The organism is Mycobacterium ostraviense (genome assembly GCF_002705925.1).
GTDB lineage: Bacteria > Actinomycetota > Actinomycetes > Mycobacteriales > Mycobacteriaceae > Mycobacterium > Mycobacterium ostraviense.
The window spans coordinates 5,055,986-5,071,841 of the sequence record NZ_NKRE01000001.1 but is presented as its reverse complement, the minus strand read 5'-3'; the positions used below and the strand labels follow the sequence as shown (position 1 = coordinate 5,071,841).

Annotated in this window: 15 protein-coding genes; 6 read left to right on the top strand and 9 right to left on the bottom strand. The window is 65.3% G+C overall.

Annotated elements, in window-relative coordinates; genetic code table 11:
- Positions 1-23 precede the first annotated feature (23 nt).
- The 9 genes from CDN38_RS23565 to CDN38_RS23525 all read right to left on the bottom strand — a co-directional run bounded on the left by CDN38_RS23565 (position 24) and on the right by CDN38_RS23525 (position 9,204).
- A complete protein-coding gene (locus CDN38_RS23565) occupies positions 24-1,673 on the bottom strand; it encodes a GAF domain-containing sensor histidine kinase (protein WP_180276378.1) in 1,650 nt (549 codons plus the stop codon).
- A 236-nt stretch (positions 1,674-1,909) separates the two neighbouring features.
- Positions 1,910-2,566 (bottom strand): response regulator, encoded by a 657-nt coding sequence (locus CDN38_RS23560; RefSeq protein ID WP_075513383.1) that lies wholly within the window; start codon positions 2,564-2,566, stop codon positions 1,910-1,912.
- Positions 2,567-2,828: 262 nt separating this feature from the next.
- Positions 2,829-3,599 carry a universal stress protein gene (locus tag CDN38_RS23555; RefSeq protein WP_075513384.1) on the bottom strand — a complete coding sequence of 257 codons (771 nt, stop codon included), beginning with the start codon at positions 3,597-3,599 and terminating at the stop codon, positions 2,829-2,831.
- A 140-nt stretch (positions 3,600-3,739) separates the two neighbouring features.
- Positions 3,740-4,732, bottom strand: a complete 993-nt coding sequence (locus CDN38_RS23550; RefSeq protein ID WP_075513385.1) for a 1-phosphofructokinase family hexose kinase — start codon at positions 4,730-4,732, stop codon at positions 3,740-3,742.
- Between the two features lie 27 nt (positions 4,733-4,759).
- On the bottom strand, positions 4,760-6,802 hold the full coding sequence (locus tag CDN38_RS23545) for an erythromycin esterase family protein (protein ID WP_099319213.1): 2,043 nt from the start codon (positions 6,800-6,802) through the stop codon (positions 4,760-4,762).
- Between the two features lie 16 nt (positions 6,803-6,818).
- Positions 6,819-7,250: an Hsp20/alpha crystallin family protein gene (locus tag CDN38_RS23540; RefSeq protein ID WP_075513386.1), complete on the bottom strand. Its 432-nt coding sequence runs from the start codon at positions 7,248-7,250 to the stop codon at positions 6,819-6,821.
- 99 nt (positions 7,251-7,349) lie between these two features.
- Positions 7,350-7,616, bottom strand: coding sequence for a hypothetical protein (locus tag CDN38_RS23535; protein ID WP_075513387.1), 267 nt, complete (start codon positions 7,614-7,616; stop codon positions 7,350-7,352).
- A gap of 89 nt (positions 7,617-7,705) precedes the next feature.
- Complete coding sequence (locus CDN38_RS23530; protein WP_075513388.1) at positions 7,706-8,140, bottom strand: cation transporting ATPase C-terminal domain-containing protein; 435 nt, start codon at positions 8,138-8,140, stop codon at positions 7,706-7,708.
- 83 nt (positions 8,141-8,223) lie between these two features.
- Complete coding sequence (locus tag CDN38_RS23525) at positions 8,224-9,204, bottom strand: Acg family FMN-binding oxidoreductase (RefSeq protein ID WP_075513389.1); 981 nt, start codon at positions 9,202-9,204, stop codon at positions 8,224-8,226.
- Positions 9,205-9,464: 260 nt separating this feature from the next.
- Between CDN38_RS23525 and acsA the strand changes: the two genes are divergently transcribed.
- The 6 genes from acsA (at position 9,465) to CDN38_RS23495 (ending at position 15,238) form a co-directional block, all read left to right on the top strand.
- Positions 9,465-11,264 (top strand): acetate--CoA ligase, encoded by a 1,800-nt coding sequence (gene acsA / locus CDN38_RS23520; protein WP_075513390.1) that lies wholly within the window; start codon positions 9,465-9,467, stop codon positions 11,262-11,264.
- 5 nt (positions 11,265-11,269) lie between these two features.
- Complete coding sequence (gene pdhA / locus CDN38_RS23515) at positions 11,270-12,277, top strand: pyruvate dehydrogenase (acetyl-transferring) E1 component subunit alpha (RefSeq protein ID WP_099319466.1); 1,008 nt, start codon at positions 11,270-11,272, stop codon at positions 12,275-12,277.
- A complete protein-coding gene (locus CDN38_RS23510) occupies positions 12,274-13,251 on the top strand; it encodes an alpha-ketoacid dehydrogenase subunit beta (protein WP_075513391.1) in 978 nt (325 codons plus the stop codon). The genes pdhA and CDN38_RS23510 overlap by 4 nt, the downstream gene beginning before the upstream one ends.
- Complete coding sequence (locus CDN38_RS23505; protein WP_099319212.1) at positions 13,248-14,459, top strand: dihydrolipoamide acetyltransferase family protein; 1,212 nt, start codon at positions 13,248-13,250, stop codon at positions 14,457-14,459. Before CDN38_RS23510 ends, CDN38_RS23505 begins: the two co-directional genes overlap by 4 nt.
- A 7-nt stretch (positions 14,460-14,466) precedes the next feature.
- Positions 14,467-14,724: an acyl carrier protein gene (locus CDN38_RS23500; RefSeq protein ID WP_075513393.1), complete on the top strand. Its 258-nt coding sequence runs from the start codon at positions 14,467-14,469 to the stop codon at positions 14,722-14,724.
- An 82-nt stretch (positions 14,725-14,806) separates the two neighbouring features.
- Positions 14,807-15,238 carry a pyridoxamine 5'-phosphate oxidase family protein gene (locus tag CDN38_RS23495; protein WP_075513394.1) on the top strand — a complete coding sequence of 144 codons (432 nt, stop codon included), beginning with the start codon at positions 14,807-14,809 and terminating at the stop codon, positions 15,236-15,238.
- The last annotated feature ends 618 nt before the right edge of the window (positions 15,239-15,856 follow it).

Here is a 15,856-nt window from a genome sequence, read left to right as displayed (position 1 = left end):
CGGCACCCGCGGGCCAGCCGTCGTCAGTAGTCGCCCAGCGGAGCCGTCCAGTGGACCCGGGTGCCGCTGTCGGGTGCACCGCTGATTTCGCAGCTGCCGCCGAGTTGTTCGGCCCGGTGCTTCATGTTGGCCAGGCCGCTGCGGCGCGAAATGTCGGCGGGCAGGCAACACCCGTTGTCGACGATGTCAAGGCTGAACATGTCGGCCACGCCGACCTGGATGGTCAGCTGGGTAGCGCCCGAGTGGCGTAGGGCGTTGCTGACGGCCTCGGTGGTGACCGCTTCGGCGTGGTCGGCCAGTTCGCCGCCGACGGCGGCCATCGGGCCATCGATGTGCATGGTAGTGACGATGTCGCGATGCTCGGTCAGGTCGGCGACCACTGCTTGTATGCGGTGCCGAAAGCCGCCGTCACGCTCCAGCGGAGATTTCAGCTGGAAGATGGTGGTGCGGATCTCCTCGATGATGGTCTGCAGATCATCCAGCGTGCCGTTGAGCCGGCCGATCACCTCCGGTGAGCGCGCCCGGGCAAGCGTGCCCTGCAGATCCATCCCGGTGGCAAACAGCCGCTGGATGACGTGGTCATGCAGGTCGTGAGCGATGCGCTCGCGCTCGGCCAGGATGGTCAGCTGCCGCGCATCCTCACGGCCGGACGCGAGCATCAGCGCGATCGTGGCGTGGGTGGCGAAATCGCGCACCAAATTCACATAGCTGGCGTCGAAAGGCGCCTTGTCGGCGCTGCGGGCAATGGCAATTACCCCGGCGACGTGGTCGTGGGCGCGAAGTGGCATCAGAATCGCGGAACGCTGTGCGACGTCGGTGAACGCGGGAATCCTGTGGTTGAACGCCTCGGTGATCAGCGGTTGGCCGGACCGAAAAACGGTGCCTGTGGTCGAGCCGTCCACCGGGACGCGCTGGCCGACGACCTCAGCGGCATGCCGCCCTACCGCGGCGGAAACTACCAGCGTGTCGATCTCCTCGGGCGGCTGGTCGGCATCGAGCGGAATCAGCACAATCGCCTGTTCGGCATCGGTTAGTGCGCATGCCTTTTCCGCGATCAACCGCAACGGACGCCGCTGCGGCTCGGCGCTGGTCAACAGCGCGGTCGTGATCTCGCGGCTGGCTTCCATCCACTTCACCGAAGTGCGCTCGCGTTCGAATACTTGCGCATTGTCGATGGCGACCCCGGCCGCGAACGCCAGCGCGCGAGCCGCGAACTCGTCGGCTTCGGAGAAGACCCGGCCGGGTTCGACATGGGTGAGGTAGAGGTGGCCGAATACCGTTCCCCGGATCATGATCGGCACGCCGAGAAACGCGCGCATGGGTGGATGGTGCTCGGGGAACCCGCAGGCGGCCGGGTGCGCGGTCAGGTCATCGAGGCGCAGCGCCGGCGTTTCGACGAGCGAGACACCCAGCACCCCCTTGCCAACCGGCAAATGCCCGATCCGTCGCGCCGTCTCGGCGTCTATCCCCTCGTGGATGAACGAGAGCAACGTTCCTTCGGGATCACGGACGGCCAGGGCGCCGTAGGGGGCGGCGGTCAACTCCCTGGCCGCGGTGACGATCCGCCGCAGAGTTCCGTCGAGGTCGAGATCCGACCCGATCTCGACGATCACCCGCAGCAATTGCGCCATTTGGTCGCGGGCCGCCAGCAACTCGTCGAGCTGCGCGTGCATCCTGTCTACTAGTCCAGGCTGGCCCAACCCCGCAAATGGTGAGCCGCTGTGGTCACTGGCCACCTGACTGAAACCTTCCACGCCCCGGCTTACGACAGCCGGTGCTGTATGGGGACACTCGGATGTCGCTGACCAGCTTAACCACCTCGCGGCCAAGTAGCCATTAACCTCCGGGCCAACGGTTCGCCGGCTGCGCTGACCGGCAAATGATCCGGCCGAGGTGTTGGCAGGACGCGTCAGTTGCCGGGCGTTGGCGGCGCAGCCCCCTGGCCCAGCCTCGAGGCGAACACCGCCGCCTGGGTCCGCCGCTCCATGCCGAGTTTGGCGAGCAGGCGCGACACGTAGTTCTTCACCGTTTTCTCGGCCAGAAACATCCGGGCGGCGATCTGCCGGTTGGTCAATCCCTCACTGAGATGTCCCAGTAGCGTCCGCTCCTGCTCGGTCAATCCAGACAGCGGGTCGTGTTGCTCCGCCCCGCCGCGCAGCTTTGCCATCAGCGCTGCGGCCGCCCGGTTATCCAGCAGCGATTTGCCGGCGCCGACGTCTTTGATCGCCCGGGCCAGCTCCATACCCTTGATGTCTTTGACGACGAAGCCGCTGGCGCCGGCCAGAATCGCCTCCAGCATCGCTTCATCGGAGGTAAACGACGTCAGCATCAGACACCGTAATTCGGGCTGATCGGACAGCAGGTCACGGCACAATTCGATGCCGTTGCCGTCGGGCAGGCGCACGTCGAGCACGGCGACATCCGGCCTCAACGCCGGGATCTTCGCCATTGCTTCGGATACCGAGCCCGCTTCGCCGACGATCTCGAGGTCAGGGTCGGATGCCAGCAGATCGGTCAGTCCGCGACGGACTACTTCATGGTCATCGACCAAGAAAACCTTAACCATTGCGAGTCCTTTCACCCTGACCGCACTATTTTCCCGCTATAACCACTATTGCCGATATTGGACGGCGATGTCGGTTGGCATCTGGTTCGTGTCCTTTGCGCCGACCCGGACCGTTCGGCGCGTAACCGTAACCCCGGTGTCCCAGCGCTACCTGCCGCCGTCAAAGTGTCGACGTGGTCGACACTTTTTCCACTAAATCGTGTCGAACAACAAACCAGTTGGGGCAGCAAGAAAATCGGGCCCGGCGGGTACCGCTCGGATTTCAGTGCCGAACCACCAGAATCGAGCAGTCGGGATAGCCCAGAATCGGATGGCAGTTGGGAGTAGCCAGTTCCGGGAGCTGCTCGGCGTCGGTCTCGCCGACAACGGCCAGGTCGATCGCGCTGCCGTGGCGCTCAGCAGCCTTCGCGCCGGTACCCGCGGCAACGATCTGGACGGGCACGTCCGGATAGCGGCGGACCCAGCTGTTGAGCCGGCGATCGATCTGGCGCACCGTGGCATGCCGGCGCCGCCCCTCCTCCATCGCCTGGTGCACGACTTCGTCGTTGTCGACTTCGTCGTTGAGGACGACGGCGATCACGCCGAGCTTGGTCGGCGAACCGTCTGGATTGGTCCGCACTATCGCGACCGGGCAGTGGGCGCCCGTCACCAACGCCGCGGCGGTCGGGCCCAACAACCCGTCGGCCGCCCTGCCCCGCCGCGCGGTGCCGACGCAGATCAGCGCGGCGTCCTGGGATTCACCGATCAACACCTGCGCCGGATCGCCGGATCGGATCGCCGTTTCGGTCTCGACCGGTCGTCCTTCGCCCTGGATGGCCCCGTCCGCCTGGTACAGCGCCCGCTCCGCCCGCTCGAGCTCCCACTCGGAGTTCTGCACCGACCCGCCCGGCACATCAGGGGCGGGAATGACATATACCAAGCGAAGCGGCAGCTGCCGGCCCCTTGCCTCTTCGATCGCCCACTTGGCAGCGTTAACCGCGGCTTGTGAGCCATTGACGGCCACGACCACCGACTTCGGGTCCGGCTGCGACATGTCGGCTCCTGACTACTTCGACCCGCTCGATGTCAGGCTATTGCGGAATTGGCTCCGTGGGCAGGGGCCGTTCGGCCTTACCTGGAATGCCGTTCGTCCCGGGCGGGTTTCGCCGAGAATCCCACGTCGAACCCTCACGGTCACATCGCGCCGGCGGCCACGTCGGTGACTTCCGCAGGTTGGCCAACCTGCTCGAACAACCTCTCCACATCCACGCGCTCACAGGCCGCCGTACCAGGTGTCAGCAGCATTGCCGCGCCCGCCGCAATCCCCAACCGAACCGACTCGGCCAGCGACCAGCCGCGGCATTGGCCCACCGTGATCGCGGCAACCATGGCGTCGCCGGCCCCGACGCCGCTTCCGTGTCCCATCGGAACCGCCGAAAACCGCTCACTCGTGTCGCGTGTGGCCAGCAGCGCGCCGTGCGATCCCAGCGACACCACCACGGCCTGCGCAAGGCCGCGGTCGATCAGCTCGTGGGCGGCGCCGAATTGTGCGGACTCGGTGACCAACTCCCGTCCGGCGCACTCTTGGAGTTCTCGCACGCTTGCCTTGAGCAGGAAGACCCCGCGGGAGATGTGCTGCAAGCCGCCTCCGGAGGTGTCCAGCACGAACCTGGCACCGAGCTGGCGGCAGACATCGGTGACCCGCTGGTAGTAATCAGCGGGTACCCCCGGCGGCAGGCTGCCGCTAGCCACCACGAATTCAGCGGAACGCGCGGCGAACCGCAATTCCTGAAGACATCGCTGCTGGTCTGCCGATGTCAGTTGCGGTCCCGGAAGCACAAACCGGTACTGCCGGCCGGTGCTGGTCTCGTTGACGGTGAAGCTTTCCCGCGTCGACGCGGCGATCGGGATGTGCGCACAGGGCAACCTCTCGTCGCTGAGCAGCCGCACCAGAAGCCCGCCATGCGACCCGCCCGCGGGAAACACCGCAAACACCGACCCGCCGAGGACCTGCGCGATCCGGGCAACGTTGATCCCCCCGCCGCCCGGGTCATAACGGGTTGCCGAGCAGCGCAGCTTCTCGGTCGGCCGGACGACGTCGACGCTGGTGGTGATGTCGAGCGCCGGATTCATGGTCAACGTGACGATTCGCGGTCCGGTCGCGACTGGCTGGGCCGGTGTCTTCATGTCCGTTGACTCCGCTCGGACCAGCGGCTACAGGCCACTCGGGTAGGTTTCCGGTGTCTCGCCGGCGATCCACAAACTGGTGGTCTCGAGAGGTTCGAGCGCGCGGGTCTTGTCGATGTGGATCATCGCGTCGAACTGATCGGCGGGGCGGACGTGGAAGTAGTGACTCTGCCGTTCCGTCGCAGGCAGGTAGATCACCCCGATGGCACGTCCCAGCCGCACGACGCTGAGCGGGTCCGCGGCTTCCGGGGTTATCTGCGGTGACACCAGGAAGGCGTTGCGTCCGGTCTCGTGAAGTAGTTGCTCGATGCTTCCGTTGAGTGCGGGTCGAACCACCTTGCGTTCGGCGATGCCGCCCCATTCGCTGGCGGCGGTCACCGTGCCGGAGTAGGTACACAGCCCGATAAGACGCGACTCGTCGCCGTATCGTTGCCGGACAAGTTGACCCAGGGTGAGCTGTCCGTCGGCCCACACTTCGGTGGCCCGGGCGTCCCCGACGTGAGAATTGTGTGCCCACACCACTATTCGGGCCGGCGGCACATCGTCGTGGCGGTCGAGGTGTTTCAGCAGCGCGTCCAGGGTCTGTGCCATGTGCTGATCACGCAAATTCCACGAGGTGACCCGCCCGCTGAACATCGCGCGGTAGTACACCTCCGCGTTGCGTACCGTCAGCGCATTTTGTTGGGCGTAGAACGCTTCGTCCTCGGCGATCAGTCCGTCCCGGCGCGCATAGCTGAGCAGGTGGCGCTGCAGGTCGACCAATTGCTCGATGGCTTGACGTTCGCACGAGGGACCGGCGCCGAACGCCGCCGCGTACCCGTAGGCCTGACCGTCATCGGCGGAGGTGTGGTCAAAGCAGACGTACCGGGCGCGTGCCCGTGCCGCCGCGGTGGGGTCGACCTTGTCGAGAAAGCTGATCACCTCGTGCATCGAACGGTGCAGGCTGTAAAGGTCCAGGCCGTAGAAGCCGGCTTGCCGCAGACCATTCGATTGGTGCCGCAGGTTGCGCGCGCGCAGCCAGTCGACGAAGTCGCGGACCACGACGTTGCGCCACATCCAGGCCGGAAAGCGCTCGAAGCCGCTCAACGCCGCGGCGGCGCTGCGGTCCTCGCCCAGGCCGCGCGCGTACCGATTCACCCGGTAGGCGTCGGGCCAGTCCGCCTCCGCGGCAACGGCGCAAAAGCCCTTCTCCTCGATCAGCCATTTCGTGATGGTGGCCCGGGCCGCGTAGAACTCGTGGGTACCGTGCGAGCTTTCGCCGATCAACACGATCCGCGCGTCGGCGATGAGCTCTTCCAGGGCTTCGGATGGTGGAACACCGCCGGGAGCGTCGATGGCCACGCTGTTGATCACCTCGGCGGCTGTCGGCGCCGCGGGTCTGATCACCGAGATGCCCGAGGTCGGGGTGGCCAACAGTCGGCGGACCTCCTCGTCGGTGACCTGGCGAAAGTCCCAGAACGACTCGCCGACCGCCAGAAACGGGGTGGGCATGGAGGCGCATACGACGTCGTCGACGATGCCGGCGAACTCCCGGCAGGTGGATTCCGGGGCGGCTGGCACCGCAATCACGATCTGTTCGGGCTCGGCTTCACGCAGCGCCTGTACCGCCGCGAACATGCTTGCGCCAGTGGCCAACCCATCGTCGACCAAGATCACTGTCTTGCCGGCGACGTCGAGCGGCGGGCGTCCCGCGCGATAAATGGCCTCGCGGCGGACCAACTCGCGCCCTTCGCGCTCGGCGATGTCGCGCAGTTGCTGCGGCGTGATCCGCAACCCCCGTACCACATCGTCGTTGACGACGACGCGGCCACCGCTTGCCAGGGCGCCCAAGGCAAACTCTTCGTGGCCGGGAACGCCGAGCTTACGGACGATGAAGGCGTCCAGCGGAGCCTGCAGCGCCGCCGCCACCTCCCAGGCGACGGGAATGCCGCCCCGCGCCAGGCCCAGCACGATCACGTCCGGGTGGTCGCGGTAGGCACTCAACAGACTTGCCAGCACCCGGCCGGCCTCGCCGCGGTCGCGGAATACCCGCCGCGGCGCGTGCCGGGTGGTCTTCGCTGAGCTGGTCATGGCGTTTGGCGCTCAGTCAGTTCGGGCGCTGGATCGGAATCCGGCGCTCGGCTGGCTTGGCGTCCGACACGGCAACGGAGACGGTGAGGATGCCTTTGTCGTAGGTGGCCTTGATGCTGTCTTCGTCGGCGCCGGCGGGCAACGTGACGGTACGAACGAATGAACCGTAGGAGAATTCCGACCGGCCATCGAATTCTTTCTTCTCGGTTCGTTCGGCCTTGATGGTCAGCCGCCCGTCGTGCACGGTGATGTCGATGTCCGTTGCCGGGTCGACACCCGGGATTTCGGCGCGCACCTCGTAGCGGCCGTCCTTCAATTCGTCCTCGAGCGGCATCAACCGGCTTTCGGCCGCAAGACGCGGGCCGGCAAACGACGGAAAGCCGGCGAGCAGTTCGGAAAAGTCCGGGAACAGTGACCTGGGCCGGCGCTGCACGGAGAACGAAGTCATGGTTATCTCCTTGTTTTCGACTCGTCGTGGTGGCGATTTCTATCCGATCAGTCCATCCCGGCCGACGATAGGGACCGAAGTCCCGGGCCGGCGGGGCCGTTAGTCGGCTCTGCCGCCGGTGCCGCGACCTCGACGATGCGCTGCCCCCAGGTAGGCCATGACGCGGTCCAGGATCAGGCCATACGCGTCGCCGTCTTCGGCGAGACGGACAAGTCCCCGGCGAAGCAGAAACCCCTCGATCCGCCGATCCAGCGGCCACTCGGAATATTTGTTGCGGTCGGCATATGCCGAGTTGAGGAACTGCACGGCCAGCGCATCGAGATCGGAATCTGTCAATAGCAGAGCGTTTCCCAGTGGAGAACCCATACCAATTTCCTTTGTGCATGCGACTTTCGTCGAGTCGCCGGGTTGGCCCCATGATTCGGCGCTTGTCACCTGGCGCATAGGGTCTGAAGTCACTTGTGGGCGGGATGGTCTACCGGTGCGACGGTAACCCGCGCGGCGTGCAGAGGGCCGTGTCTATTGTGCGCCGGCTGACGCCGCAACCGCCAGCGGTAGATTTCGTCGACACCCCAGACGGCCAGCGGCATCGGCAGCAGCAGCAACAACATCCATGCGTCAAGGGCTGCCGAGCCGAAAACGTATTGCAGTGCCGGCAGATAGATCACCGCGCAGGCGAAGATCAACTCGAATGCGATACCGCCCAACACAAGTCGATTTGTGGTGACACCGACCGACTTCAGCGACGCCCAGGCGGTCCGCGAAGCGAACGCCGTACCGACCTGACAGGCGACGATCGCCGCGAACGACATCGTCGTTGCCTGCAAGTAGGTGTGGAACAAGGGTGTCCCCGGGCCCGTGGGATCGCCCGGATGCCAGCCGCTACGCATCCATGCGCGTCGAATCTCAGGCTATGCAGCGACCCCCAGGTCGACGCGTGTCCGCTGGTTATCGAGCCCCCGATCGCCATGGCTCAGCGGCGAAACTCCAGCACGTCGCCCAGCGGTCGTCGCGGTGTGGGTGGCGGAACCTCGCCGGCAGGCGCCACGCCGATCCGGATCAACACCTGAGGCACCGCTGGGCTGCCGGTGAGATCGCCGACGATGGCGCGGCTGGCTGCGATCTCGGTGAGATGGGTGACCGGGCAGGTCGCCAATCCGGCAAGGGTGCACTCCAGCAATACGGCCGACAGCGCCCGGCCGCAGTCGAGGGCGTCGGCGCGGGTGTCCCCGGGTGTCGACAGCACCACGATTCTGGCTTGGTCCGGCCTGCTGGCCGAACTGCGCTCGCTATGCCAGTCGGCGGGAAACCGGCGGTTCACCGCCACCGCCCGGGCCGCCGACCCGGACGCCAGCGCGCTTTCGGGTATCCCTTCTGATTCCCTGGAAGGCGCTGTCCACCAAGCCAATTCATGATGGTATGAGTCGTCGTAGCGGCGCAGGGCCTCGGTGAGCCGCGACGCCTCGGCAAGTCGAGGCCGCGCCTCGTCGGCCAATACCGCAAGCTCGATCCCGTCGTTTTCGAACGAGCTGCGCAGCACCGATTCGAACGACGCCCATTCGTGTGGTGCCCGGAATGGACGCCGGTCGGTTCGGCGACGCAATATCGCGTCGGCCCGGTCACGCCGGGGTTGGGTGACATAGTCCATCGGAGCGAAGTCGATCGAGGCCAGGTGGTCCAGATCGTTGGGGTTGGGAAATTGGTCGACGGCTGCGTTCCAGCCGGCGGCGCCCATGGCGACCTGAAAGTGATCGAGCAAGGCACCGCAACTGATCACCGCCTCGCGACCCGAGCTGTCTGCCGAGGTCACCAATCGGTGCGGATCGAGGAACAAGTCAACGGCCGTGCCGCCAGCCAACCACCGCCACGGCTGGCTGTTGTGCAGTGAAGGAGCATGGCATGCCAACTCCACGGCCTTCGTGATTACCCCGCTGTCGACCATCGCTTGAGTCATCGCATTCACCTGCCTTGTGATCTGACTTCGACTTTCGTCGAGGCCGGGAACCGACGCCAGAGTCCTTGGTCCCCGGCGCAGTGGCATTGGACCTTGAAGGGCTGTCACCGTCACTGCCCTGCCCGCTGAGTTCCGAGTCGAAGGACAACCGGCAGTGGACTTGATGACTTTCTTCTCTATCGGGTGGCAAGGCCCCAGAAAACGATGAAGAGGCCGGCTTCGCGCTGGGCTTGAGTCGCGCCGAATCGTTAGGACGATTAATGGATGTCATTCACAAAACGCCCCACGACTTCCGCGTTCCGCCCAATCTCACCGACTACGAGCGGGCACGTGCCCAGTTTCGCTGGTCGGATGTCCCGGCGCTGTGCGAGGGCATGGGCGAGGGCAGATGCAACATCGGCTATGCCGCCCTGGACAGACACGCCGCCGGCCGGACCGCGACACACACCGCATTACGATTCGTCACCGACAAGAGCTGGGACGGCGCGATGTCCACCCGGGATCTGAGCTACGGGGAGCTGAACCGGCTCGCGGCGCGGTTCACCGGAGTGTTACGCGCGCTCGGCATGAATAAGGGCAACCGGGTGTTCACGATCATGGGCCGTATCCCCGAGCTCTACATCACCATGCTGGGTGCGCTTCGCAACGGCAGCATCGTTTCGCCGTTGTTCTCGGCTTTCGGGCCGGAGCCCATCGCCACCAGAGTCGCCATCGGGCAAGCCGACGTGCTGGTCACCACGAAGGCCATCTACCAGCGCAAAATCGCCAGGATCCGCGACCGGTTGACGTCGGTACGACACGTGCTGGTCGTAGACGACGACAAAACGGGCGAGCAGCTACCCGGAACGCTCAACTTCTGGGACTGGATGAACGCAGCCGACGAGAACACGCCGGTCGAACCCACCACCGCCGAGGACCCGGCACTGCTGCACTTCACCAGCGGCACCACCGGCACGCCAAAGGGCGCCATCCACGTTCACGGCGCCGTCGCGATGCACTATGTCACCGGCCGGTACGCACTCGATCTTCATCCCGACGACATCTACTGGTGCACAGCCGATCCCGGGTGGGTCACCGGAACGTCGTACGGCATCATCAGCCCCCTGTTGCACGGGGTGACTTCCGTCGTCGACGAAGCGGAGTTCGACGCCGAGCGCTGGTACCGGATCCTGCAGGACCAAAGTGTGTCGGTCTGGTACACCGCACCGACCGGCATCAGGATGTTGATCAAGGCGGGGCCCGAACTGCCGGCGCAATACCGGTTTCCGCAGCTGCGTTTCATCGCCAGTGTGGGCGAACCACTCAACCCCGAGGCGGTCTGGTGGGGAAAACGGGTGCTGGGCTTGCCGATTCACGACAATTGGTGGCAGACCGAGACCGGCGGGATCATGATCGCCAACACACCGGCATTCGACATCAAGCCCGGCTCGATGGGCCGGCCGTTACCCGGGGTGGACGCCTACATCGTGCGCGACAACGACGACGGGAGCACGTCGGTGATCGAGGAGCCGGACGTGGAGGGTGAGCTGGCCCTCAAGCCGGGCTGGCCGTCGATGTTCCGCGGCTATCTGCACGCCGAGGACCGTTATCGAAAGTGCTTCAGCGACGGGCTTTATCTCACCGGCGATCTGGCCAAGAAGGATGCCGACGGCTACTTCTGGTTCGTCGGCCGCAAAGACGATGTGATCAAATCTGCCGGCCACCTGATCGGGCCGTTCGAGGTGGAAAGCGCGCTGACCGACCATCCGGCGGTGGCCGAGGCGGCCGTCATCGGCAAGCCGGATCCGACCGTCGGGGCCGTCATCAAAGCGTTTATCACCCTGAAGGACGGTTTCGTCGCCGACGACGACCTGCGGCTGCAGCTGCTGGGCCACGCCCGCAAGCGGCTCGGAGCTGCCGTGGCGCCCAAGGAGATTCAGTTCGTCGATTCGTTGCCGCACACCAGCAGCGGCAAGATCATGCGGCGGCTGCTGAAGGCTCGCGAACTCGGGCTGCCCGAAGGCGATACGTCCACGGTGGAGAACTTGATCGCTCCCCGACCTCAGGAGGTGTCGCAGTGACCTCGGTGACCGACGCGAAGCTGGCGCAGGAACTGCTGGCGGATATGGTCCGGGTGCGCCGGATGGAAGAAAAGTGCGCGGAGCTCTACAGCGCAGCCAAGATTCGGGGATTCCTGCACCTCTACGTCGGCGAGGAGGCCGTGGCCGCCGGCTCGCTGCGCGCCCTGGCCGAGGACGACGCGGTGGTGGCGACCTATCGCGAGCATGCGCATGCGCTGCTGCGCGGCCTTCCGATGACCTCGATCATGGCCGAGATGTTCGGCAAGCAGGAGGGCTGCTCGCGTGGCCGCGGCGGGTCGATGCACCTGTTCGACAAGTCCAGACGGTTCTACGGCGGCAACGCGATCGTGGCCGGCGGCCTACCGCTGGCGGTGGGTGTCGCACTCGCCGACGCGATGCTCAAGCGCAACCGGGTCACCGCGTGCTACTTCGGCGACGGCGCGGTCGCCGAGGGCGCGTTTCACGAGTCGTTGAACATGGCCGCCCTGTGGAACTTGCCGGTGTTGTTCTTGTGCGAGAACAACCTTTACGCCATGGGTACCGCGTTGGACCGGGCGCAGTCGCAGACCGACCTCACCGTCAAGGCGGCGTCGTACCGGGTTCCGACGCTGGCCGTGGACGGGATGGACGTCGCGGCCTGCCTCAACGCCACCCAACAGGGCGTCGACCACGTCCGCAACACCGGCGGCCCGTTCTTCATCGAGTTCCGTACCTACCGGTTCCGCGCGCATTCGATGTTCGACCCGGAACTGTACCGCGACAAGGCCGAAGTCCAGCGGTGGCGGGAGCGTGACCCGATCCGGATGTTCACCCAACAGTGCCTGGACAACCGCACGCTCACCGACGACGACGTGCGGGAGATCGAAGATGCGGCCGCCGCCGAGATCGAGGCCGCGGTGGCCTACGCCGAAGCCGGGACGTGGGAAGACCCGGCCGACCTCGCGCGCGATGTGCTGACGCCGGTCGGGGACGCCACCGCGACCGACGAATCGACTTGGGAGCCAACGCGATGAAGACCAGCTACCGAACCGCGGTTCACGACGGGATTCGCGACGCCTTGAGCAACGACCCGCACGTCGTGCTGATGGGCGAAGATGTCGGACGCTACGGCGGCACGTACGCCGCCTCCAAGGGCCTGCTGGAGGAGTTCGGCCCGGACCGGGTGCGTGACACCCCGCTGTCCGAGTTGGGTTTCGTCGGTATCGGAATCGGTGCGGCCCTCAACGGATTACGCCCGATAGTCGAAGTCATGACGGTGAACTTCAGCCTGTTGGCGCTGGACCAGATCGTCAATACCGCTGCGGCGCTGCGACACATGTCCGGCGGGCAGTTCTCGGTTCCGATCGTGGTCCGGATGGCGACCGGGGCCGGACGTCAGCTCGCCGCGCAGCACTCACATAGCCTCGAGCCGTGGTACGCCCACATTCCGGGCATCAAGGTGGTGGCTCCGGCAACCATCGAGGATGGCTATGGCATGCTCGCCCCCGCCTTGGCCGACCCCGACCCGGTGATCATTTTCGAGCACGTTCAGCTCTACAACACCTCGGCGGATGTCGACGTGCTCAAGCCGACCGATATCTGTCGGGCGGCGGTGCGCCGCACCGGCACCGACGTGACGCTGATCGCCTACGGCGGCTGCCTGGCCAAGGCGCTCGACGCGGAAAACGAGTTGTCGCTGGCCGGAATCGACTGCGAGGTCATCGATCTGCGGGTGCTGCGACCGCTGGACACCGACACCATCCTGGAATCGGTCCGCAAAACACATCGCGCGGTGGTGATCGACGAAGCGTGGCGCAGCGGTAGTTTGGCCGGGGAAATCTCGGCGCAAATCATGGAGGGGGCATTCTACGACCTCGATGCACCGGTTGCCCGGGTGTGCAGCGCAGAAGTTCCCATACCGTATGCCAAACACTTGGAGGAGGCGGCACTGCCACAGCCCGCCAAGATCGTCGCCGCGGTGCACGACCTGTTCGGTGACCAATCATGATGGAATTCAAGATGCCTTCCCTCGGCTCCGATATGGACGAGGGCACCTTGAACGAATGGCTGGTCAAGCCCGGCGACAAGGTGAGCCGGGGACAGATCGTGGCGATCGTCGAAACCACCAAGGCCGCAGTGGAAGTCGAGTGCTGGCAGGAGGGCACGATCGACGAACTGGTGGTACCGGTCGGTGAAACCGTCGAAGTGGGAACCGTGTTGGCCACGCTGCTGGAACCGGGTGAGCGTCCGACGAAACTACCGCGCAAGCGGGAACGGCCCTCGATCGCGGCCGCGGCGGCGCCGGTGTCGGCACCGTCGGGCGCGGGGGTCGCGCCGGTGACCCCGCCGGGGCCGCCGCCGCATCGCCGCTGGGTCTCCCCCGCTGCCCGCCGACTGGCGCAGTCGCTGCACGTCGATCTCGACACCGTCACCGGCACCGGTCCGCAGGGAGCGGTCACCATCAACGACGTCGAGCATGCGGCAGCGGCCAAACCGGCCGCAAAGCCGGCCGCCAAGGTTCCCACCAAGCCGACGGCGGCCGACCGCGCCGCGCTGATGCGGAAATCCATTGCGGCGGCGATGGGCCGGTCCAAGCGCGAGATTCCGCATTATTACCTTGCCGACGAAATCATGATGGAAAAGTCGCTGAACTGGTTGACCTCACGCAACGCCCAGCGATCCATCACCGAACGGGTGCTGCCGGCCGTTCTGCTGTTGAAGGCCGTCGGCCTTGCGGCCCAACGGTTTAGCGAGTTCAACGGTTTCTGGCGCGATGACGGGTTCCAGCCGGCGACGGGTATTCATGTCGGCGTGGGGATTTCGCTGCGCGGCGGGGGGCTGGTCGCGCCGGCCATCCACGACGTTCCCGACAAGAAGCTCGACGAGTTGATGGGCGATCTGACCGATCTGGTGGCGCGGGCACGTTCCTTTTCGTTGCGGAGCTCGGAGATGTCGGATCCGACCATCACGGTGACCAACCTCGGCGACCAAGGCGTCGACACGGTCTTCGGCGTGATCTACCCACCGCAGGTCGCCATCGTCGGCTTCGGCAAGCCGACCCAGCGGGTCTGCGTCATCGACGGCGGCATTCGCGTCGTCACCACCGTGCAGGGCTCCCTTGCCGCCGACCACCGGGCCAGCGACGGCCACCGCGGCGCCCTGTTCCTGAGCGCCATCAATGAACTCCTCCAGCAACCTGACCTCTTGGAAAAGTGACGCACACATGACTATCCAACAAGACACTCGTGACGCGGTGCTGTCCGTGTTGACCACCATCGCGCCTGAAGTCGATGCCGACGACATTCGCGACGACGTGCTGCTGCGCGATCAAGTCGACCTCGATTCCATGGACTGGCTGAACTTCCTCCTCGGCATCCACAAACGGATGCACGTTGAGATTCCGGAGTCGGACTACGCGTCTCTTCGTACCCTCGCCGACGTGGTGAACTACGTCGACAAGCACGCGGCCAAGACGGCTTGAACGGGGTGGCCCGCCCGCCGCTTTGCGGGGCCGACTCCAATAGCCTCATGCATGTGATCGAACAGATGAGAGGGGTTGGCTGATGTCCGGAACCAGTGAAGTGATCACCATTCTCCCCGTGAGCGAATGCTGGGAACTACTCAAAAGCGTGACCCTGGGGCGGCTGGTCACCAGCGTGGACGGCCGTCCGCAGATCTTCCCGGTGAACTTCGTCGTCCAGCGTCGCACCATCCTGTTCCGCACCGCGGAAGGCACCAAGCTGGTCAGCGCCGCGATGAACAACCAGGTGCTGTTCGAAGTCGACGATCACACTGCCGTCGAGGGCTGGAGCGTGATCATCCAAGGCAGGGCACGCTCACTTCGCAGCGACGAGGAGATCGAGGAGGCCGACCGCGCCCAGCTCCTGACCTGGATTGCAACCGAGAAAAAGCACTATGTGCGGATACTTCCGGACCTGGTCACCGGCCGGCGTTTCCGGTTCGACGTGCCGCAGCCGTCAGAGCCGAGTCAGTGATCAGTCCGCCGCAGGTGACGGCGCCGGGGCATGAATTCCAGGGACAGCAAATTTCCACCAGCACGCTGGGATGTGGTGGGTGCACAACACCGCGTAGCGTCGCCCGCTCAGCACATGAAACTTACGTAGTTACCGGTAACGAGATTCCAGCTTGATCAGTGGGTTCAATAGGTGGATTCAGCCGATACGCGATGCGGTGCGGCAGACCCGTGCGTGTGGCGTCGAAGATTTCCGGAAGCGGCGCGAATGTCAACGAAAGCGGCAGCGCATCAAGGTCTTTCGCGTCGTCAAGCATGTCGATGCAGGGCCGCTCGTCAACCCCGCTGGGAGCGTCTGGACGCCCCGAGCGGCGCATCGATTGATCTCCGATCCTGCTCCGGCAGTGGTGTAACGGTGGAAGGCCACCACCCGGCCCTCGCCATCGCGCGAGATGGCCAGCTTGACACGGGAAGCGGCCCTCCAGAGCCGCAACAAAATTTACGCAGAATCCGCGTTCGGGACGCACCCCGTCGTGCGCAGTGGGGTTCCCCCAAAATAGTGGACACGGTTAACTTGCTTCCGTGGTGACAGTCAGTGTGCGCTCGTAGTCGATAGGTGAGCGCATCCCGATCGCTGAAT

Coding starts and splice junctions, on each gene's coding strand:
- CDN38_RS23565 (WP_180276378.1), bottom strand. CDS start 1,673: ATGCACGCGCAGCTCGACGAGTTGCTGGCGGCCCGCGACCAAATGGCG.
- CDN38_RS23555 (WP_075513384.1), bottom strand. CDS start 3,599: ATGTCGCAGCCGGACCCGAAGTCGGTGGTCGTGGCCGTCAATGGCTCA.
- CDN38_RS23545 (WP_099319213.1), bottom strand. CDS start 6,802: ATGACCAGCTCAGCGAAGACCACCCGGCACGCGCCGCGGCGGGTATTC.
- CDN38_RS23540 (WP_075513386.1), bottom strand. CDS start 7,250: ATGACTTCGTTCTCCGTGCAGCGCCGGCCCAGGTCACTGTTCCCGGAC.
- CDN38_RS23510 (WP_075513391.1), top strand. CDS start 12,274: ATGAAGACCAGCTACCGAACCGCGGTTCACGACGGGATTCGCGACGCC.
- CDN38_RS23530 (WP_075513388.1), bottom strand. CDS start 8,140: ATGCGTAGCGGCTGGCATCCGGGCGATCCCACGGGCCCGGGGACACCC.
- CDN38_RS23500 (WP_075513393.1), top strand. CDS start 14,467: ATGACTATCCAACAAGACACTCGTGACGCGGTGCTGTCCGTGTTGACC.
- CDN38_RS23550 (WP_075513385.1), bottom strand. CDS start 4,732: ATGAAGACACCGGCCCAGCCAGTCGCGACCGGACCGCGAATCGTCACG.
- CDN38_RS23525 (WP_075513389.1), bottom strand. CDS start 9,204: ATGACTCAAGCGATGGTCGACAGCGGGGTAATCACGAAGGCCGTGGAG.
- CDN38_RS23495 (WP_075513394.1), top strand. CDS start 14,807: ATGTCCGGAACCAGTGAAGTGATCACCATTCTCCCCGTGAGCGAATGC.
- CDN38_RS23535 (WP_075513387.1), bottom strand. CDS start 7,616: ATGGGTTCTCCACTGGGAAACGCTCTGCTATTGACAGATTCCGATCTC.
- acsA (WP_075513390.1), top strand. CDS start 9,465: ATGGATGTCATTCACAAAACGCCCCACGACTTCCGCGTTCCGCCCAAT.
- CDN38_RS23560 (WP_075513383.1), bottom strand. CDS start 2,566: ATGGTTAAGGTTTTCTTGGTCGATGACCATGAAGTAGTCCGTCGCGGA.
- CDN38_RS23505 (WP_099319212.1), top strand. CDS start 13,248: ATGATGGAATTCAAGATGCCTTCCCTCGGCTCCGATATGGACGAGGGC.